Raw genomic sequence first — 19,038 nt, forward strand, 5'->3', positions numbered from 1 at the left:
AATCTGTCAGGCGCCGTCTCCTGCAGCCTGCCACACGGAAATTCCGAGTCGGCGGGCCTTGTCGGCGAGATTTTTGGTGATACCGGAGCCGGGAAAAATGATGACGCCGGCCGGCATCACCGAGAGCATGTCGTCGTTGCGGCGGAACGGTGCGGCCTTGGCGTGCTTCGTCCAGTTCGGCTTGAAGGTGATCTGCGTTATCTTGCGGGCCTGCGCCCAGCAGGCGGCAATGCGCTCGGCGCCTTTCGGCGAGCCGCCGTGGAGCAGGACCATGTCCGGGTGCTTGGCGTGAGCCTGATCGAGCTTTGCCCAGATCAGTTCGTGATCGTTATAGTCCATTCCGCCGGAAAATGCGATCTTTGTGCCGACGGGGATCAGCACCTCGGTTTGGGCCCGGCGGCGGGCGGAGAGGAAGTCTCTGGAGTCGATCAATGCCGCGGTCATGTTGGCATGGCTGACCCTGGAGCCGGTGCGCGGCCGCCAGGACGAGCCGGTCCTGGCCTCGAAGAGGTCTGCTGCAAAGTCGCGCATGAACTCGAAGGCGTTGCGGCGTTCAAGCAGCGTGACGCCTTCGGATATGAGACGTTCGAGCGCGACGCTTTTCACCTCACTTCCGTCCTGCTCGCGCTGGCCGGTTCGCTGCGCCTCCTCGTTGCGATCAAGTTCGCGCTCGATGCGCTCGCCGGCGCGATGGAAGAGATTGACGGTCGACCAGAGCAGGCTTTCGAGATCGGGTTCGAGCCGCGTGTCGCCGAGCATCTCGGACATGGCGTCGAAAATCGCGGTCAGGGCCGACTGGACGACCGGCTCTTCGGGAAGCGGCCGCGGATCGGGCTCGTCCTCAAAAGGGCGATGGCCATAGATCTGCATTTCGTAGATGAAGCGATCGGTGGGCGAGGATGCGTGAGCGGGCTCGAAGCCGTCGTCGAGTTCGGGGGTAAGGTCCATGGTGGTCTCCATCGGGTTGCGGCCGCGCCTCTCGCGGCCTGACGGCGATCCCGTCCACGCGGGAGACTGGCCGGAACCGCGGCGTGTCTCACGCCGCGGCCCAGCGTGAGCGCCGGGCGGCGGAAGGAAGGTTTCCTGTCCCGCGAGGAGCGCTGGCCTCGCCAGCGCGGGGAAGAAACCTGACTGACCCGCTGGAGGCCCGGCTCCCCGTGGCAAGGGTCGGCTCGAGGCAGGCCCGCGGGCGCGCCCGCCCGGGAGAGACTTGCGGGGCGGCCGAGCTGACACGTGAATTGCTCGCCTGCCGCTGCCCGCCGATCACACGCGCAGAAAGGTCATCGCATCTGGCGGCGCGAGCTGCTGGCGCAGGGCTTCCGTCAGCCGATCCGGCCCGAGCCGCCGCAGATCCTCGTTGAGGTCGCCGAGCTCTGAAGCAATGACGAGCGGCAGGATCCCGAGAGCCTGAACCCGGCGGCTCAGTCCTTCGATCCCGCGCCGGCCGGCTGCATCGGCGTCGGCCGCTATATAGAGGCGTTGGCAGCCTGGTGGCGGCACGAAGGCGGCAAGGTGAGTGACGGTGAGCGCCGCTGCCATCGGCATGGCGGGCATCACCTGGAACAATGACAGAGTGGATTCGAGCCCCTCGCCTGCCGCAAGCACCGGCACAGGTCCATGGACCGGAAAACCGAAGCGAACGGCATTGCCAAGAAGGATACCAAGCGCGCGGCGCGGATCTTTGACCCTGGCCTTTCCGTCGCCATTCTGGTCGAGCCATGTGCGATGCACGCCGGTGATCGTTCCGGCAGCGTCGGTGACAGCAGCAATCAGGGCGGGATGACTGGCTCTGCTGCCGGTCAGCAGATCCCGGTAGTAGCAGGACGGATGGAAGCGCAGCGCAGCCTGTGCGGATGCATTCAGGATGCCGCGCTGACGCAGATAGCGATCCGCAAGCGTGCCTGCCAACGGCTGCGACATGTGAAAGAGACGCCGGGCCCGTTCCGCGGCCGGCCGGTTGGGCGGGGCAGAACCGGTATGTCCATCCTCTTTCGATGCCACTGGATCGGGCTTGGGCAAGCTCAGAAAATGCCTTGCCTCATCGGCCACGTCGCGGAAATTCACCATTCCGCATGTCTCGCGGATGAGGTCGAGCAGGTTGCCATGCTGGCCGGTGGCCGCGTCCGTCCATTTTCCGGCCCGCGGGCCGGTGAGATGAACATAGAGCGAGCGGCCCTTGCTGTTGGCGAGGTCGCCGACGATCCAGTAATTGCCGGCGCGCCGGCCGGCCGAGAGGTAATGGCGACAGACGGCCTCGGCAATGCGCGCGAGACGGTCGGCCAGTTCGGAGGCGGACGACATGATCGAGCCTTTCTCACGACTGTCTCGTTACGTCGATCATGCGATGATGCTGCATCGGACGCGCGAGAATCGCCGATCCGACCTCCGCCACCTGAGTGAAGAGCCGGGTCGTCCAACTGAACATCTTCAAAAACCGCGACGGAACAGGGGCTGGAGCGGCCGCGGCCGGGGAAGAGATCGCCTTCATGGGAAACCTTTCGAGAGCGGGAACGCACCGGCCTACCCAGGCGCTCTCCAAGTCCGGCAAGGCCAACCCTTCCCCGGCCCGTCTCTGCCTCCGACGCGCGACCGGCCCCGTCCGCCGCCTCATCGAATGTGAGGCACGGTTTCCAGGGCAAATTGGCGACATGGATCGGGCCATGACCGCCCACTATTTCAGATCGCGCCCCATATACTGCCTTATTTACGATAGTATAATGCACTCGCTTCGTGCTACAACTGCCGAAACCAATTCGGCTCGATCACCCTTTGCGGGCAGAGAAACGGAACGACGTGCGGCAATTCCTGATCGGCGACCGTTCACTTGATGAGGGCTCTTGCGAGCTGCAGGCGCTGCTTGCTCGTGCTTACGAGCAGAAGCTCCGGCCCCTCTGCCAGTGCCGGGAGCCAGCGGTCCCGATGTATATTGCAAGGTTCGACGGGCAGTACGTCGTCAAACGCATGCCTCTTTCCGGGCGCGATCACGACCCCGCCTGCCCCTCATGCGAACCGCCTTACGAGCTTTCCGGCCTTGGCCCCCTGGTTGGCAATGCGATCCGTCTTGACGAAACGACCGGGACAGCGGCGCTTGCATTAGACTTTTCGCTGTCGAAACGAGGATCGCGGGCGGCCGCCGCGATCCCATCCGGCGAACCGTCCGATACGATCCGCAACGAAACAAAGAAGCTCTCGCTACGGGCCGTGCTGCATTATCTCTGGGAAGTCGGGGAACTGACGGAATGGACCTCGCTGTGGTTGGGAAGGCGCGGCTGGGGGCGGGTCCGCGCAAGCCTCATCAATGCCGCAAAGCAGATGACGGCACGCGGCAAGCCTTTGAGCGACATGCTCTTCGTGCCGGAGGTATTCCATGCGGAAGACAGGGAGGGGATCGCCGCCAGGCGGGCAGCCGCTCTCGGCGGCCTGCAAGCGGCGGGTTCGGGGCCAAGGACGCTCATGCTTCTGGTCGGAGAGGTGAAGGAGTTTACGCCAGCGCGCGACGGCTGGAAGATCGCTATCCGACACATGCCCTTTGCGTTCATGATTGACGATGGAGCTTGGCGACGCCTGAATACCCGCTACGCGAGCGAGCTGGAGATCTGGCGGTCGAACGAGGCGTTTCATCTGGTTGCTATCGCCACCTTCGGCATTTCAAAGACCGGCATTGCCTCGGTCGAGGAAATTGCCCTGATGGTCGTCAACCAGAATTGGATCCCCTTCGAGACCGTACATGAACAGCGGTTGCTTGAGCGGCTGGCGGATCTGCGACGCAAGAGTGTCAAAAGTCTGCGATTCAACCTGTCTCGCGACCAGCCGGTCGTGTGCGTCACGCTGCCGGAACAAAGCCCGGTGCCGGTGGCGATGTGCGTCGTGCCAGCCGGCGCTGATGAGGAGTATGAACGCATGCTTGCCGAGATGTTGGCTGCGAGACCAGAGATGACGCCGTGGATCTGGCGCATTGCCGATGGAGAAATGCCGCCGCTGCCGGTTCGTCAGGACAGCGCGACTGAAAAGCCTCGGTGAACTGCCGTTAAATTTCCAGGCGTAATGTCGGCAAATGCCGCAAGGGTGGCGGCAGGCACCGGCTTTTCAGCAGAGTGCCATCAATCTGGACATTCGGCACCAGTCTCGAGCCAGGCGGCGACGAGGGCGGCAAAGGTCTCCTGAGAGCCTGGAGGGGCACTGCGTCCTGCCCCCGGATGCCAGGCCCAGCCGACCAGATGGTCTTCGCCCATATGCCGTACGAGGTCGGCATGCGAACGATTGCCGTTGCGGCTTGTATCTTTTACCTGCCGGCATATGTCACCCACCGTCAGCCCTTGCCAGGCCATGCTGGCCGGGGCCAAAGACCAGTGTGCGTTGCCGGGAATGGATTTCATGCGGCTGCCCAAGATCGGACGGTTCTCCGCCCCATGGCAAGTGCTGCAGACGAGCCCGGCCGGACCCAGCGAGCTTTGGCTGGCATTCATCAACGGCACATGCGGATGCAGATCTTCTCCCTGCGTCGGGCTGCGCGTTGCCGGATGGCAGTTAATGCAGCGCGGATGCGTCATGACACGACTGGCTTCTTCGAAGATGGCTTTCGAGCGAGCGCCGGTCTCCGTGATCGCATCGAAATCGGAGACGGTCTTCAGCGCTCCACCATCGGAAGTTTCGGCATGGCCCGGGAGGCCGATGCCGGCAACGCTGCCGATCGCAGCGAAAACAGCAGCGAGCGGAATAGCAAAAAGCCGCCTGGCCATGATCACACTCTCCGCAAGTCGTTCTGGTCGATCGGCAGCGACCGCAGCCGCTTGCCGGTTGCCGCAAAGATCGCATTGAAGAGCGAGGGCGCGACACCGGGTGTGCCAACCTCCCCTATGCCGCCCGGCGCCTCGGAACTCGGCACGATATGGACGTCGATCTTCGGCGTCTCGTTTATTCGCAGAACCGGTGAATCGTCGAAGTTGCCCTCGACCACGGCACCGTTGTGGACGGTAATGCGTCCATAGAGTGCAGCGCTGAGCCCGTAGATGATGCCGCTTAGTACCTGGGCTTCCACCGTGTCGGGATTGATGACCTGGCCACAGTCGACAGCGCAGATGATGCGATCGGTCTTGAGCTTGCCATCTTCGCCAACGCTTACCTCGGAGATCATCGCGGCGAAGCTGCCGAAATCCTCCAAGAGGGCGATACCCCTTCCCTTGCCTTCAGGCAGAGTGGTCGTCCAGTCCGCCTTCTGCGCCGCCAGGTCAAGCGCACCCAGAAGGCGCGGCTTATGCTGGAGCAGCCGCCTGCGGTAATCGAGCGGGTCGATGCCTGCCGCGTGAGCCAGTTCGTCGATGCCGCCTTCGACTGCGGGCACGTTGCGCGTGGCACCGACACCGCGCCAGTTGCCCGTCAACATCCCGTCGGGAGCCTCGTGGCGCACGAAGTCCGTAAATTTGTTCGGGATCGCATATGGTGTCTCCGCACCAGTCATGATGTCGAGGTCTACGCCGTCGCGCGTGAAGGCGGGTAGCCAACGCGCCATCACGGAAGGGCCGATGACGCGATGCCTCCAGGATACGGGCATGCCATCGGCACCTAGCGTCGCGGTGATCTTGCTGTAGTTCAGATAGCGATAGCAGTCGTGGCGAATGTCTTCCTCGCGGCTCCATGTGACCTTCACCGGGCCATCCACCTGCTTTGCGATCTTTGCCGCCACAATGACGCCGTCGACATCGAGCCTGCGGCCGAAACCGCCGCCGAGAAGATGGTTGTGCACGACGACCTTATCCAGCGGGAGGCCTGTGACGTCGGCAACCGCTTGTCTTGCCCGACCCATCACCTGGGTGCCGAGCCATACGTCGCAGCTTTCGCTGCGGACGTGAACCGTGCAATTCATCGGCTCCATCGCCGAATGCGTGAGGATCGGCAGGCGGTAGACGAATTCAAGGAGCGGCTTGTGTTCGGATTCGGCTCTTTTGACATCGCCTTCGTTTATGTGGGGCAAGGCATTGCCGCCGATCGCGTCCTCCGCGCGCTTCTCGAGATCTGCCAGCGACAAAGCACCATCGGCACCCTGGTCCCATTCGATGGAAAGTGCCGCAAGCCCCTTGCGCGCAGCACCCGTATTGTCGGCAACGACCGCGACTGCGTCCTCGATCCGGACGACCTGCCGGACCCCCTTGACCGCCATTGCCGGTTCATCCTTGACTGATCGCAGTTTTCCGCCGAAGTGGGGACAGATCGCAATCGCCGCATAGGACACCCCTTCCGGGCGGGCGTCGATACCGAACTTTGCCGTGCCATTGACCTTATCGGGACTGTCGAGACGGCGGATGGACTGGCCGATCACCTTGAAGCTGGACGCGGGTTTGAGCGGTACTTCCTGCGGAACGGCCTCTGATGCTGCCGCCTCGATCAGGCTGCCGTAGTCTGAGCGGCGGCCGCTTGCGGGGTGAACGACATGCCCGGCCTCGGCCTTGCACGTATCGGCTGCGACGTTCCAGCCGCGCGCCGCCGCGTTTACCAGCATGATCCGGGCCGTGGCACCTGCCTTGCGCATCTGCTCGTAAACGCCGCGAATGGCAAGCGAACCGCCGGTGATCTGGTCACCCAGCAAGGGGTTTGCGTAGCGTGGAGGATCCGCAGGTGCGTGCTCCACCGTGATCTGATCGAGGCCGACTTCGAGCTCTTCGGCCAGCAGCATCGCCACCGAGGTGTAGATGCCTTGGCCCATCTCGACGGAGGGCATGATGAAAACGATCTTGCCTTGCGCAGGGATGCGAATGAAGGCGTTTGCTTCAAACGCCTCTGTGGCAGCCCAAGACGGCGACGGCCGAAGGCCGATGAGAAGGCCCGCTGCGGTCAGCGATGCGCCGATCAGAAAATGCCGACGCGAAACAGCAAGGTTGACTTTGTCGTGGACGGACATCACATCACCTCGCCTTGGCAGCCAGTTTGATCGCCGCCCGAATGCGCGGATAGGTGCCGCATCGACAGACATTTCCGGCCATGACGGCATCGATATCGTCGTCGGTGGGCGACGGATTGGCAGCAAGTAGCGCGGTGGCGGACATGATCTGTCCGGACTGACAGTATCCACATTGGACGACATCGATGTCCAGCCAGGCCTTCTGTACCCGGGCGCCTTCGTCAGTCTCGCCAATCGCCTCGATCGTGGTGATCGGCTTGGCGGCCGCATCGGCGACCGGCATCACACACGACCTGACGGGCACACCATCGACATGCACCGTGCATGCTCCGCACAGGGCGATGCCGCAGCCGAATTTCGTGCCAGTGAGACCTATGGTGTCGCGCAGCACCCATAAAAGCGGAATATCGCCATCCACATCGACGGCGTAATGCTTACCATTGACTGAAAGGTCGTAGGACATATGAACGTCGGCTGGAAGCCGCCCCTCAACGAACATACAGCGGCCGCTAAATTAGCTGAAAGTGGATATAGTCGCAAGTTGTAATCTTGTGATACCAGCCCGCCAGAAACCGGTGACCATTGGCCGCTCCTGCCGGGGAGCCTCTCCGAAAGCACCTTTATCTCGCCGGAAGTTCGAATTGGGGCCAGCGCCAATGTCGGCCGAGGGCGGAAAAAGCCCGGCAGATCGCCGGGCAACGAGTTCTCTTCGTAAGATATCTGACGTTTTCGGTGAGCCGGCCAGACTGCCGATGGTCAGGACGCCTGCTCGAGCAGTTTGCCGGCCTTGCCTTCCAATTCGAGGCGGGTGTCCTGATGGGTTTTATGCCGCGCCAGGGCGGTGATGCCCTGGACGAAATCGAAGATCGATTCCGGCGGCCTGCCTTCTTCCGACAGCACCTTCTCTATGATCTTGCCGGTTTCGCCCTTCGAGAAGCCGCGCCGGCGCAGGAAGGTCTTTCGATCTTCATCGGTGCTGGCTACGATCCGCTCGCGGGCCGCACGAATGCCGGCGACGAAGGGTGTGGGGGATGAATTCGTGAAGTTTGCCAGTGCGGGCGCCGCCTCGTGCGCGAAACGGTAACCGGCAAACTTGGAGTGTCGGATATTGATCTCCTGGAAATTTTCCGTGCCCCAGAGATTTCTGTTGGCGCAGACCGCGCGAAGATAGAAGGAAGCAATACCGAGCGTCTTCGATCCGACTTCGGAGTTCCAGGCATAGAAGCCGCGGAAATAAAGGTCCGGTTCGCCATTCGGCAACCGGCCGGCTTCGATCGGACGGGTATCGTCGACCAGAAACAGAAAGACATCGCGGTCGCTGGCGTAGAGCGTGGTGGTATCCTTGGTCACGTCCACAAACGGATTGTGCGTCATCGTCGCCCAGTCGAGAACCCCCGGCACTTTCCAGATCGTGTCGCCGGTTCCATTGCCGGCGATATTCATCACAGCCGCGACGAGCTCGTGGTCCCAGATCCGCCCGTATTCGGGACCCGTTACGGCCCGAAGCTCGAGGCGGCCGTCGTCCATTTCGAGGGTCTTTACCAGCTCGGCGCGGTGGCTGAGCAGACCATGCTGAAGATTGATCGCGGCAAGCGGGGCGGGAAGCTGGCGCATATAGCTGGCGGGAGCGCCGACCAGGCTGCAGAGCTGACCATAGCTCCAGTGAGTCGGCGCGATCGGTTGGCGCTGGCCGGGAACGATGAGTTCGAGACGTTCGGCATTGCCGTGTGTGGCCTCGAGGCGGATTGCAGAGCTTTCGACGGTGCGGGCCTGCGCCCGCTCACTGCGGGACTTCACCGCTTCGTAGAGGTCACCGAGCGAGAGATAGCGTTCGTCGTCAGGACGGAAAAACCATTCCGACGACACCCGGTCGATGCGGTCGCCACGTGAGATATCGACACCGTAGCCGGAGGTAACGGGGCGAGAAGAGGCTGCTGGCAGATTCATGATGAAGCTCCTTGAACGAATGAGGCCGGTCATCGCGTTCTGCCGATGCCGGGCGAGGTTGATAAAAGGCGCAGAAGCGATCAGGCCCTGCGGCCTTGCGGCGGGCGGACCGGTGCCTGCTCGTGAGACCGGTGACCGAACGGACAGTGGCGGCAGGGGCGCCCATGTCGTCGAGCATAGTCAAGGCGAGGAAATGGTTTTGGGACCACGGTCATCATTGCGTCCCCTGCAGCTGCGGATGAGGATGCCGCAAGCAGCGCATTGCGCCGGGCGAAGGTGCGCGCCGCGGAAAGATCAAGCGCCAGCCGCTCAGGAAGCGGCCGGAGGGCCGTCATCTTGCTTGTGGTCGCCAGCGGGTGCAGGGCTGTTCGTCGAAGCCGCACCGCTGGTCGCGGCCCCTATGTCGCCGTCGAGGCTGTTGCCGCTTGCTTCGGCTTTTGCCCTCGGTTCATCCTCTGGCCGGACGAAGCCACGATCGATCTTCAACACTCCACCGGCACTAAGCGAGATGAAGACACCACCGCGGGCAACCTCCTTGGCATCGAAGACAAAGGGACGGTCCCTGAGGCGGTCGAGCTCTGCGCAAAGCTCTGCGAGCCGCTTTTTCTTCTCCCCGGAGCAGACCTGATCGGCAGCATCAGCGTCGAGCTTGTCGTATTCGGCCTTGAGGGCGTCGTACCGGGCAAGCTCGTTTCCCGTCATGCCGGCCCGCTTTCCATGGAGGCGGCGAAGCCCGCAGGCATGGCCATATGGAAAATCGAAGGCGGCCTCGACCCATTTCCATCCCTCGGTGCTTTTGAGTGTTTCGGCGTCGGCCTTGAACTTGTCGACCGCGAGCTTTTCCAGCAGTGCCGGCTCCTGGAGCCAAACAACTTGGTCCTGCTCGAACAGATCGCGCATCACGATGCCGCCGGCGGCCTCGTAAGCCTCGAGCCCGACGTAGACGGCCCGGCGGTCGCTGGCACGGATGGCCGTTTCGGTCAGCAGGCGGCGTATGTAATAGGCCTCCTGCGCACGGGACCGCGATGCCGTCTCCCAGACCTGTACCTGGCGAACATGATCGGATGTGATCGACAACGCGATGATCTGTTCAAGCGTCATCTCGCCGGCAGCATATAGATGAAGAAGGCGCGGAGAGACGGAGGCAAGCCGCAGGCGCTGCTTCACGGTTGCAATGGAGACGAAGAAGCGGGCGGCGATCTCATCCTCACCGAGACCTTGTTCGCGGAGCGTCCGGAAGGCCCGGAACTGGTCCAGAGGATGGCGATCGGCACGCTTGACGTTCTCGGCCAGGGAATCGTCTTCGGCGGATATGTCGCCGTCGCGAATGGCTTTAGCCATGTCATTTCTCCACGACGGACCGGCCGGAGCCTCTCTCCGACCTTTGCCAATCCGTCACGGAATCCCCCTCTCCCCTCTCCCTCTAAGCGCCACCTGCAACGGCTTCAATAGTCGTGGCCGCCGGCTCGCGGATGTCGAGCCCCTGGGACCCCTCGAACGGATCGCGAGCCGTCGCTCGACCCGGTGGCCCATGATCCGCCAAAATGGGAGCCGAGCTCGCGGCGGGCGCAGACCATGCCAAACAGCAAATCCCTCGCGAATCTTACCGGCATTCACGAAAATCGCCACTGCTGCCATCGGACATGCCGACGGTGGTCTCTTGCGCGTCGCGGTAATAGACCTCGCTCACCCGAAAGCGCCCGTCGCTGCGTTTGCACTGGACGATGACGTCGATAGCGATCATCAACAGCGCACGGATATCGTGCCTGTCGAGGTCCCTGCCGCCCTCCGATTCCTTGACCAGCAATGTCAGCTGTTCGAAGGCGAGTTGCGCGGAGTCGGCATGGACTGTCGTGATCGACCCTGGATGCCCCGAATTGACATTGCGGATGTAGTAGAATGCCGTTCCGTCTCGCAGTTCCTGCAGCAGGATTCGGTCCGGTCGCATGCGCAGGCAAGATTCCAGCAGGTCCCTGGCGCCGACCTTCGCCAGGCCCTGACCGCCCTTGGAATAGAAGAGTCGAACGTGGTTTAGTTGCGGAATGACCAGCTCGGGCGTGTCCTCGATGGAGATGATCCTTTCGCTTGAGGGGATGTGACGGATCAATGCCTTCGACAAAGTCGTTTTGCCTGAGCCCGTTGCGCCGGAAATGACGATGTTCTTTCTGGCCTTGACGGCTTCGCGCAGAAAAGCATTGTAAGCCCGCTTCCTGTAGTACTCCAGAAGTTTGCGGCCCGACGCGATACCGTCTCTTTCGGCTTTTGGGTCATCGTCGAACAGGCCGCCGTCATCGAGATCGTCGAGGCTTAGCGAAACGGACGACGGCTTTCGGATGGTAACGCTGACCGTACCCTTCGTCGTTGCCGGTGGGATCACGATCTGGATTCGCTCATCGTCTGGCAAGGTGGCCGACAGGATCGGCCGTGTCTCGTCGATCGATTGATTGGAATAGCTTGCGACAGCGCGTGCGAGACGCATCAGCTTGTCGAAGGACAGATCCGGCAGATCGTGGGTCTGCCATCCGGCCGACCCCTCGGTCACCACCTGACCTGGCCGGTTGACGATGATCTCGTAAAGCGACCTGTCGCGCAGAAAGGCTGAGATTGGTGCCAGAAGCTCGCGTACGACACCGCGATCTGCTCCTTCCGTCATCGGCCTGCCGACTTGGTGGCGACAGTTGAAGCCGGGCTGAAATCCCCGAGGACGGCGCGATCATAAATCCTGTTGCGAGGCTCGGTCACGCGAAGCCGGTAAACGCCGGAAAAATCGAGGTCGCGTGCCACGAAGATCAAGACCGGGTCGCCCTGGTGTTTCAGAAGCGTCGGCGCAATATTGATCGACTGTTCCACGGCGATCGCCGCAGCCTGCCGGCCGGCGCCCGTGGTATTTTCGGCCTCGACATCGCCTTGCTCAAACCGGCTGCTCGCATAGGACGTCGCATCGCCGACGATCGACAGCAGGATCGCGCTGCCGAAGCGCTCCCACCAGTGGGTGTCGACATAGCCGTCCATGCCTGCCCGCCCGAGAGTATCGGTCGCAGGCGACGCGAGCGCAATGATCACGCCCTTCGGCGTCTTGGCACGGCTCCACAGAACAAAGAGCCTTTTTTGACCGCGGCGTAGACTGCCGCGATATTCGCCAACGATCTGGGTGCCCTTCTCCATCAGCACGACGCGGCCATTGTCCGACAGAACGTCGCGGTTGACGAGGCAGCTTGCAAAACCCGGCTGGTCCGAGGAAAGCGCTGTTTCGAGCACACAGGGGATGGAGGTTCCCATGGCGACTATGAAATCGCGATTTCCAAGCGTGCCGGCGCGCGAGCCCTGCAATTGCGTCGGCGTCAGCATCCTGTTGAACCGCTGGTCTTCGTTTTCTGCCTGCGAACCGACTGGGCCGGGACCGGCGTCGAGCGGAAAGTCGTCCGAAGGAGCATCCGGGCTATTGTTCTGCCGGTGGGTCGTCGGCGCCTTTTCGCCGCCATAAGCGATCACCGGCGCGCGGCGGGCAGCGTCCAGCAGCTTATCCTCCTCGGCCGGCGCCTCCTCGCTCACCACAGGCGTTGGCAGCTGCACCTCCGCCGGCATCGCGACCGGCTGGACCGGTTCCCTGGCAGGCTCGAACTCCGACGTCTGGCGGATGACGACGCGCTCGGGGTGGGTTCCTTCCGGTGGCTTGTTCTGAGCGCGCATCGACCAGAGCGCAAAAACGACGAAGGCAAGGATTGCAACTCCAACCACGCCGCGTTTCAGGATCGGGCTGTTGTCGAGCCGGCTCCGCCCGACCGACGTTTGCGCGCGCTCTCCAGGGATCGGTATGTTGTCTTCTTCGGCCATGGCACTTTCCTATTGCGCGGCAGCGGGTTGCATCTTGAGGACACGCTCGACGGACGGTGACGTGGTGTGGGTCTCGGGGTCGATGCCGACACGATCATAGGCGCCGTTGAACACGCACAGCACATCACCTCCGCGGCGCAGAATGAACTTGCGGCTGATGGCATGAACCAGCACCAGATTGCCGTCGACGGTCTTGGGAACCAGGCTTTCGGTTCCATCGGAGTTTTCCATGTAGATTGCCGGCATTTCCTGATTGCCGGCAAAGACGAAGGTGGTGAGCTTGCCGTTGTCATAGACGGCCTGCGGTTCAAGCGATACGGAACCTTGCGCCGAGTAGCGCCAGTTTCGCGGCCCATAGGCCTCATGGAGCGCGAGCACCCGATCCGCCCGACCGGCTTCGGCAACCTGGGCGCGGGCGGCCGCCTGCAGACGGCGGCGTTCCGCCTCATCGGCCGGGTATCGATACTTCACGTAAAAATAGGTGTTCTGACCGGCTTCCACCGTTCCGTCCCGCACCGTCAGTTCCATCTGATAGCTGCGGGTCGATCCATCGCGTCTGGCCGTCACGATCGAGATATTGGTTACCGGCTGATGTTCCCGCGGCTTCAGGAACAGGATATTGCCGGCCGGCGCTACCTCCCATGCAACGCTGTTGCCAAGTGCGACATGGGCAATCTCCTCGTCGGCGGCAAACTCGATCTGGACGGACGAACGCAACGTCCCGACGATCCGCGTAATGTCGTAGGGCTGATACTCGACGAAGCGGATACGGCTGTCCTTCGATGCGCCGCGGGGAATTTCAAGGCTAACGGCTGTCGATGCAAGACCAAGGCTGAGAGCCGAGGCGATCAGGACTATCTGTTTCAATCGATGGCCTCCGGATCGGCGCGATATTCGCTGACGGCAAAGCCCAGGGGATTGACCAGCCGGTCGGTGGAGGACATCGGCGCGTTGACATAGGAAAAGGTGAGCGTCGCTACCCAGTGCGTGGTGCGCACGTCCTCGGCGCGGGTGATCGTGCGCATGTAGCGCACGGAGGCGACGTTGGCATTGATCAGGGAGATGGAAACAATGCCGATGCGCGCCGTCGCGCTGCGGCCGTAGACGTTCTGCGGAGATTGCGGATTGCTTCCCCGGTAGACGGTTGCAAAACGCGTCTGCTCCGGCTGCGTTGAGAGCAAGGCAGCGATGCGAAAGTTCTCCTCGGCCTCGCTCCAGACATAGCCTTCTCTCGCGCGCACATACTTGGCGGCGAAATACTTGGTGACGGCTTCATCATAGCTGCCGGCGCTCGACGTCAAGGCGGAGACGACGTCGACGATGCCGGTGGAGTTGTCGACGCGGACCACAAAGGGCTCGACCGTTTTCAACGGCGTGAGCCCGGCGATGGCGAAGACGGAGACGGCGGCCACGATGCCGGCAGAACCAGCGACGAACCAGGCGATGCGGGCGGAACGCTCCACCTGGATCAAGCGGTCCTGATCGAACCGGCGCGCCTTGTCGAAATAGCTCTTCAGATTGTCCGGCGTCACCATGTCATTTGCCCTTGCACGGACGGTAAGAACCTTCGACATCGAAATGCGCAAAGGCGGCTGGCGTGGCCGCGACCGGTTGCTGCGCGTAGGAGGCGGCATGGCTTTGCTGACCGGAGGCAGGCTGCTTCAGCTTGCCGTCGTCTTCCGCTTGCCACATGGACCGGTTCAGCGGCCGGCGGAAATAGCCGTCACATCTGGGAAGCGTGTGTGTCATCGAGCTGCAGGCGAAAAGTGCCCCGGCAAAGAGCGACAATGAAACGATGCGAAGCATGCCCGAACTACCTGCCCGTTTCGTGAGGGGCCCTTCCGTCATTTTGCAGCTCCCGTCCCGAGACGGCGCGAGACCGGGCGGGCCCCTTGCCCGACCGCTCTTGCCGAATACGTGGTCGCCCTGACAATCAGGCTTTCGTGCGCGTCGCGAGCAGCGCCGTAGCCGTAGGTCAAGGTTGCTCCGCCTGCCGCGAGTGCCGAGGCAATACCGGGCAGCTGGTAGAAGACGTAAAGCGCTGCAAGGCAGATGGCGCAAAGCGCGATCGGGCGCATCAGCACGTCGGAATAGCTTTCGATCGCCGTGAAGGTCGTGTCGACGCAGGTGATCAACAACGAACCGATCGCCACGACCAGGACCTGGAGGATGACGAAATTGGCAAGCTGGGCAATCCAGGACTCGGTGAAGCGGCGAGTGGGCCGGAACATTGCAAGTGCTATGAAGATCGGGCCGATCGCAAGCACGATGGCAAGGGCCAGCCGCGCATAGAGGGAAACGATGTAACCGATCGCCGCGACGATGAAGCTCGCGCCAATCACCATCATCCCGCCGATGCCGGTGACGATGTCGACGGGCCAGGACGCACGTGCCCAGATTTCCTGGGCGCCCTTCTGGCCCTTGTCGAGCAGGCTGTCGAACGTGGAGGCGCTGGGCGCGGTCCCCGAGTTCAGCGCCTCGGAAATCTCCCTGGGCAGCGTCTCGAAGAACAGACCGGTGACATAGGTCTGATACTCGCTTGCATTGCTTACCAGCATGACGATGATTGCAAGCTTTATTGCCCGAAACGCAAATTCGAGAATGGGCTCCTGGACGGAACCGCGCAGCACAAGATAGCCGTAAAGCACGACGTAGAGCGTCAGCGCAGCAGTGAGCGGCCCGCTCACCCAGGCGGCGATGTTTTCGGTACCCGACGTGATGAACGTCTCCAGGGGCGACTTGAATTGCCCGTCCACGAAGCTGAAGACCTGATACATCCCTTAGCCCCCGGACCACTTGCAAAAAAACTGCAGCATCGCATCCGCCGTCGCTCCCTTGCAGTGCGTGTCAGCATCTCTGACAGGACCGTTCCGGCACTTGGCTCCGAAAACGGCGAGCAAAGCCTCATCGGTCTGGCCGCAGCAAACGGACTGGGCAGGCGCGATCGCTTGAGCAGGGGCCTGTTTCATCTGAGCGCCGCTCCCATTGCGTCCATGCGCTTTCGCCAGTCTTCCGCCTTTCGCTGATCATCGACCTGCACCTGCGCCTGCTGGACCATCTGCAAAGCCTGCATGCGCAGCACGTCGGTTTGAACAAAGGCCGTTTCGGCATGCAGGCGTGCCTGAAGATCGGCAACGTCCTTGGCATCGGCGGCGCGGGAAATCTGCTGGCGCAGCTGATCGATGCCCTCGATGCGCTTGGTGGCTGCATCATAGATCTGCTGGCCAAGGCTCATCTGCCCTGCATTCTGCTTCTGGAGGCGCGACAATTCCTGGGCGTAGAAGTCGTCGGCGCCGGTGCGATAGGTCGAGTTGCTTTCCAGGAATTTCGAAGCGGAACTGCCGAAGGCGCCGTTGCCCGAACCCTTGAACAGGCCTTCGATGGCATTGAAGTCGCCTGGCAGCGCCTTGCGGACCGAAGGATCGTTCAAGATGCTTGCGACATCTGCCATGTTGGTGATCTTGTTCAACGATCCATAAAGCTGCTCGGCTTGCTGGAGCTGCTGGTTCAGCGTGTCGAGCTGGGACTTCAGCTGCGCAATGCTCTCGATCTGCTTTACGATCGCCATCCGGTCGATGACCGGAATGCCCTGTGCGGATGCCGTTGCGGCCGGCAGCAAAACAGCTGCCGCCATAAGAGCAAACCTTGCCCGCTTCCTTTGCATCAACCTGCTCTCCTTCTTTGCCGGAATACCGCCATCCAGTCCTCATGCCTGTCGCCGACTTCGGCCCTGATCGCCTCGACGAGTTCCACGCTGGCCGTGCGGCCGGACAATATGTCGAGCTCGTCATCGAAGCCCTTGAGGTCCAGTTCTGCCACGACGCTGTTATGTCCTTGCTTGACGATGAAGCGGCGGCTTTCTGCCGACAGTTCGCGTGCGACAAGCTCGAACTCCCGTTCGGTGAGTTTGAAACCATCGACGTAGTCGGCACGATCGCCGCGCGGATTGGGAAGGAAGATCTGCGTCGGGCACTGCTCGATGATCGTGTGGGCGATCGGCGAGACAATGGCATCGCGCGGGCTTTGGGTTGCAAACAGCATGAGCCCGTTCTGCTTGCGGATCGTCTTGAGCTTGTTTTCGGCCAGATCGCGAAAACCCTCGTCCTGCAAGGCCTTCCAGAATTCATCGATCACGATGATGATGCGCCGCCCGTCGATCAGCTGCTCGATGCGGAAGAAGAGATAGGTCATCAACGGCGTGCGGATTTCCTCGTTGTCGAGGAAATCCGTCATGTCGTATCCGATGAATTTGGCGCCGATGCCGATCTCGTCGGCCTCGTTGTCGAATACCCAGCCAAGCGGCCCTCCCCTTTCCCACCGCCGCAGCCGCGAGGCGATGCCCTCCGGGTCGGTGTTATTGAGGAAAGTCCGCAAGGCGCCGATGGAACGCCGTTCGACCGGCAGGTCCGCAAGGCCCTCGACCGCCAAGGCAATGTCGCTGAGCTCGGCGACCGTCAGCTCACGTGTCGCCGACCCGACGAGCTTGCCGATCCATCGTGTGAGAAACACCTTGTTTTCCGCAGTCAGCGCGAGCGCCTTCAGCGGCGCGCAGCCGGTGGCAAGGCCATTCCTCACCGGCAGGTAAGCGCCACCGGCCGCCCGAACGAAAAGGTCCGACCCACGGTCCTTGTCGAAAAAGACCATATGGGGATCGTGCTTTTCGAGTTGGGAAAGCATGAAGTTCAACAATACGGTCTTGCCGGTACCGGACGGACCGCAGATGAAGGTATTGCCAAGGTCGCGGTGGTGGAAGTTGAAGTAGAAAGGCGAACCGGACGCGGTCTTCAGCAGGGCAACGGCTGGACCCCATTGATTTCCGTCCTTCTGGCCGGTTGGATAGGAATGAAAAGGCGAAAGTGCCGCAAAATTCCGGGATGTGATTGCGCCAGAGCGCGCGCGGTAGCGAAAATTGCCGGGCAGTTGTGCCCACCAGGCCGCTTCAAGCCCGAGATCCTCACGCGCGACGACTGCACCGCCATTGGTAAGGTGCGTGCGGGCTTCGGCCAGATGGTTTGTGAGCGCTTTGACCGAGGAGGCGAAGACTGAAAGCGTAAGGTGATGCTCGCCGAGCACGAAGCGGTTGGATTCGAGATCGTCCATCGCAGCGTCGAGTTCTTCGACCTGGGACGCCGCCTTGTCGCCGGCGCTGACCATCTGGTTTTGCTTGCGCCCTATGATGATGCGCGCATCCGCTTTCGAGGTGAAGGCGAAGGATTGTGCCAGAACAAGCTCGAAGGGGGCCGTCAGGATGCCGTCGAGCATGCCGGTGCGGGTCGTTGCCGGATATTCCTTGAACCCGAACACCCCGGCATAGCGGCTTTCGGCCTCGTGACGGATCTCGATCGTCTCGTGGCCGAAAATCACCCGATCCGAATAGATCGCCGATGAAATTCTTCCTTCCGTCAACGCAATGGGTTCGCTCCGGCCGCCCACGATCTGGTGGAGGACTTCGCTCGGCTCGGAAAACAGGACGCCGGCCCGCTCGTAGAGGGACAGCACCCGAGGCTCGAAGCGTTTGAGGCCCGATGTGATGTCGGATAGCTTGCCGCGCAGGTGCTTTAGCGCCGTTTCGTCGAGCTCGACATCGCTGCGGCGTGCCCTGCGCAGCCGCGAAAGAAGATCAAGAGCCCTTTCGGCGGGATCGCGTGCAGGATGCCAGACCAGCGAAAGATAAAGATCGTTGCGAAACAGATCCTCGCCGATCATGCGCGCACGATATCTTGAGTTCAGTGCGTCGCAGAACGGATTGGCAAATCGTCCTTCGGGATAGCCGTTGTCGCGACGGCGAACGACATGTGTCCAGAGTGCGAGGCGCTCATCGGCGATATTGCGGTAGAGCGTGTTGAGGTTGCGGTGCAGGCTGTTGAGGTCGATGACGTCGGCTGTTTCAAAGGATACACCTTCCAGCGCAATCATCACCATCAGCGCTCTGGTACCCAGTCCGATCGTCGTCTCGTCGATATGGCGCACATAAGGAATAAAGGTCTCCGGCCCGAGTTCGCGGGAGCGAAGCGTCAAGTTTCTAGGCAAGGCTCAGATCTCTTTCGTCATAGGCTCTGGTGAGCTTGAGCGGCGAGAGCGTGGCCCCGCCCCAATAGGAGGTGTTGCGCGATCGACCGCGCGTCTCGATCCAGGAAACCAGGATCCGGAACATGTTGTGGTCGTGCTTGACGAGTGTGCGGAACATGAAGTGAAAGATGACGCCGACAAGCGCATAGGCAACCGATCCGGCCGCGATGTAGAGGATCGTCGTCAGCATGATGTTCAGGCCCATCGCCTCCATCGTCACGCCGGCGATCATCGCCGGCCGGGTGCAGGCAATGAACAGGATGTCTTCTTCGATACCTTCGGCTGTCGCCATG

General features: G+C 61.9%; 16 protein-coding genes and 1 pseudogene. 1 reads left to right on the plus strand and 16 read right to left on the minus strand.

The window, feature by feature from the left end:
- Positions 1-6: 6 nt before the first annotated feature.
- Complete coding sequence (locus tag AM571_RS15705) at positions 7-948, minus strand: DUF2493 domain-containing protein (protein WP_074062207.1); 942 nt, start codon at positions 946-948, stop codon at positions 7-9.
- Between the two features lie 315 nt (positions 949-1,263).
- Positions 1,264-2,301 carry a DUF7146 domain-containing protein gene (locus tag AM571_RS15710; RefSeq protein ID WP_074062208.1) on the minus strand — a complete coding sequence of 346 codons (1,038 nt, stop codon included), beginning with the start codon at positions 2,299-2,301 and terminating at the stop codon, positions 1,264-1,266.
- A gap of 492 nt (positions 2,302-2,793) precedes the next feature.
- Here AM571_RS15710 and AM571_RS15720 point away from each other — a divergent pair, with 492 nt between their 5' ends.
- A complete protein-coding gene (locus tag AM571_RS15720) occupies positions 2,794-4,020 on the plus strand; it encodes a DUF1173 domain-containing protein (protein ID WP_074062210.1) in 1,227 nt (408 codons plus the stop codon).
- A gap of 80 nt (positions 4,021-4,100) precedes the next feature.
- Here AM571_RS15720 and AM571_RS15725 read toward each other — a convergent pair whose 3' ends face one another.
- From AM571_RS15725 to AM571_RS15795, 14 genes and pseudogenes are all read right to left on the minus strand, one after another.
- Positions 4,101-4,739: an Isoquinoline 1-oxidoreductase subunit gene (locus tag AM571_RS15725; RefSeq protein WP_074062211.1), complete on the minus strand. Its 639-nt coding sequence runs from the start codon at positions 4,737-4,739 to the stop codon at positions 4,101-4,103.
- A 2-nt stretch (positions 4,740-4,741) separates the two neighbouring features.
- A complete protein-coding gene (locus AM571_RS15730; protein WP_074062212.1) occupies positions 4,742-6,895 on the minus strand; it encodes a xanthine dehydrogenase family protein molybdopterin-binding subunit in 2,154 nt (717 codons plus the stop codon).
- 4 nt (positions 6,896-6,899) lie between these two features.
- Complete coding sequence (locus AM571_RS15735; RefSeq protein ID WP_074063281.1) at positions 6,900-7,358, minus strand: (2Fe-2S)-binding protein; 459 nt, start codon at positions 7,356-7,358, stop codon at positions 6,900-6,902.
- A 293-nt stretch (positions 7,359-7,651) separates the two neighbouring features.
- Positions 7,652-8,842, minus strand: coding sequence for a DUF932 domain-containing protein (locus AM571_RS15740; RefSeq protein WP_074063282.1), 1,191 nt, complete (start codon positions 8,840-8,842; stop codon positions 7,652-7,654).
- A 254-nt stretch (positions 8,843-9,096) separates the two neighbouring features.
- Positions 9,097-10,144 (minus strand): annotated as a pseudogene (locus tag AM571_RS15745) (ParB/RepB/Spo0J family partition protein); the annotation flags it as partial.
- Between the two features lie 301 nt (positions 10,145-10,445).
- On the minus strand, positions 10,446-11,495 hold the full coding sequence (gene virB11 / locus AM571_RS15750) for a P-type DNA transfer ATPase VirB11 (protein WP_074062214.1): 1,050 nt from the start codon (positions 11,493-11,495) through the stop codon (positions 10,446-10,448).
- Positions 11,492-12,676, minus strand: a complete 1,185-nt coding sequence (gene virB10 / locus AM571_RS15755) for a type IV secretion system protein VirB10 (protein WP_074062215.1) — start codon at positions 12,674-12,676, stop codon at positions 11,492-11,494. The genes virB11 and virB10 overlap by 4 nt, the downstream gene beginning before the upstream one ends.
- Before the next feature lie 9 nt (positions 12,677-12,685).
- Positions 12,686-13,543, minus strand: a complete 858-nt coding sequence (gene virB9 / locus AM571_RS15760; protein ID WP_074062216.1) for a P-type conjugative transfer protein VirB9 — start codon at positions 13,541-13,543, stop codon at positions 12,686-12,688.
- Complete coding sequence (locus AM571_RS15765; protein WP_074062217.1) at positions 13,540-14,211, minus strand: virB8 family protein; 672 nt, start codon at positions 14,209-14,211, stop codon at positions 13,540-13,542. The genes virB9 and AM571_RS15765 overlap by 4 nt, the downstream gene beginning before the upstream one ends.
- 1 nt (position 14,212) lies before the next feature.
- Positions 14,213-14,482, minus strand: coding sequence for a hypothetical protein (locus AM571_RS15770; protein WP_074062218.1), 270 nt, complete (start codon positions 14,480-14,482; stop codon positions 14,213-14,215).
- Between the two features lie 38 nt (positions 14,483-14,520).
- Entirely contained in the window at positions 14,521-15,453 is a 933-nt protein-coding gene (locus AM571_RS15775) for a type IV secretion system protein (protein ID WP_074062219.1), read from the minus strand.
- A 188-nt stretch (positions 15,454-15,641) separates the two neighbouring features.
- Positions 15,642-16,340: a P-type DNA transfer protein VirB5 gene (gene virB5, locus AM571_RS15785; protein ID WP_074062221.1), complete on the minus strand. Its 699-nt coding sequence runs from the start codon at positions 16,338-16,340 to the stop codon at positions 15,642-15,644.
- Positions 16,340-18,706: a VirB4 family type IV secretion/conjugal transfer ATPase gene (locus AM571_RS15790; protein WP_074062222.1), complete on the minus strand. Its 2,367-nt coding sequence runs from the start codon at positions 18,704-18,706 to the stop codon at positions 16,340-16,342. The genes virB5 and AM571_RS15790 overlap by 1 nt, the downstream gene beginning before the upstream one ends.
- On the minus strand, positions 18,699-19,037 hold the full coding sequence (locus tag AM571_RS15795; RefSeq protein WP_074062223.1) for a type IV secretion system protein VirB3: 339 nt from the start codon (positions 19,035-19,037) through the stop codon (positions 18,699-18,701). The genes AM571_RS15790 and AM571_RS15795 overlap by 8 nt, the downstream gene beginning before the upstream one ends.
- Position 19,038 lies beyond the last annotated feature (1 nt).

Origin of the sequence: Rhizobium etli 8C-3 (genome assembly GCF_001908375.1) — a bacterium.
Lineage (GTDB): Bacteria > Pseudomonadota > Alphaproteobacteria > Rhizobiales > Rhizobiaceae > Rhizobium > Rhizobium etli_B.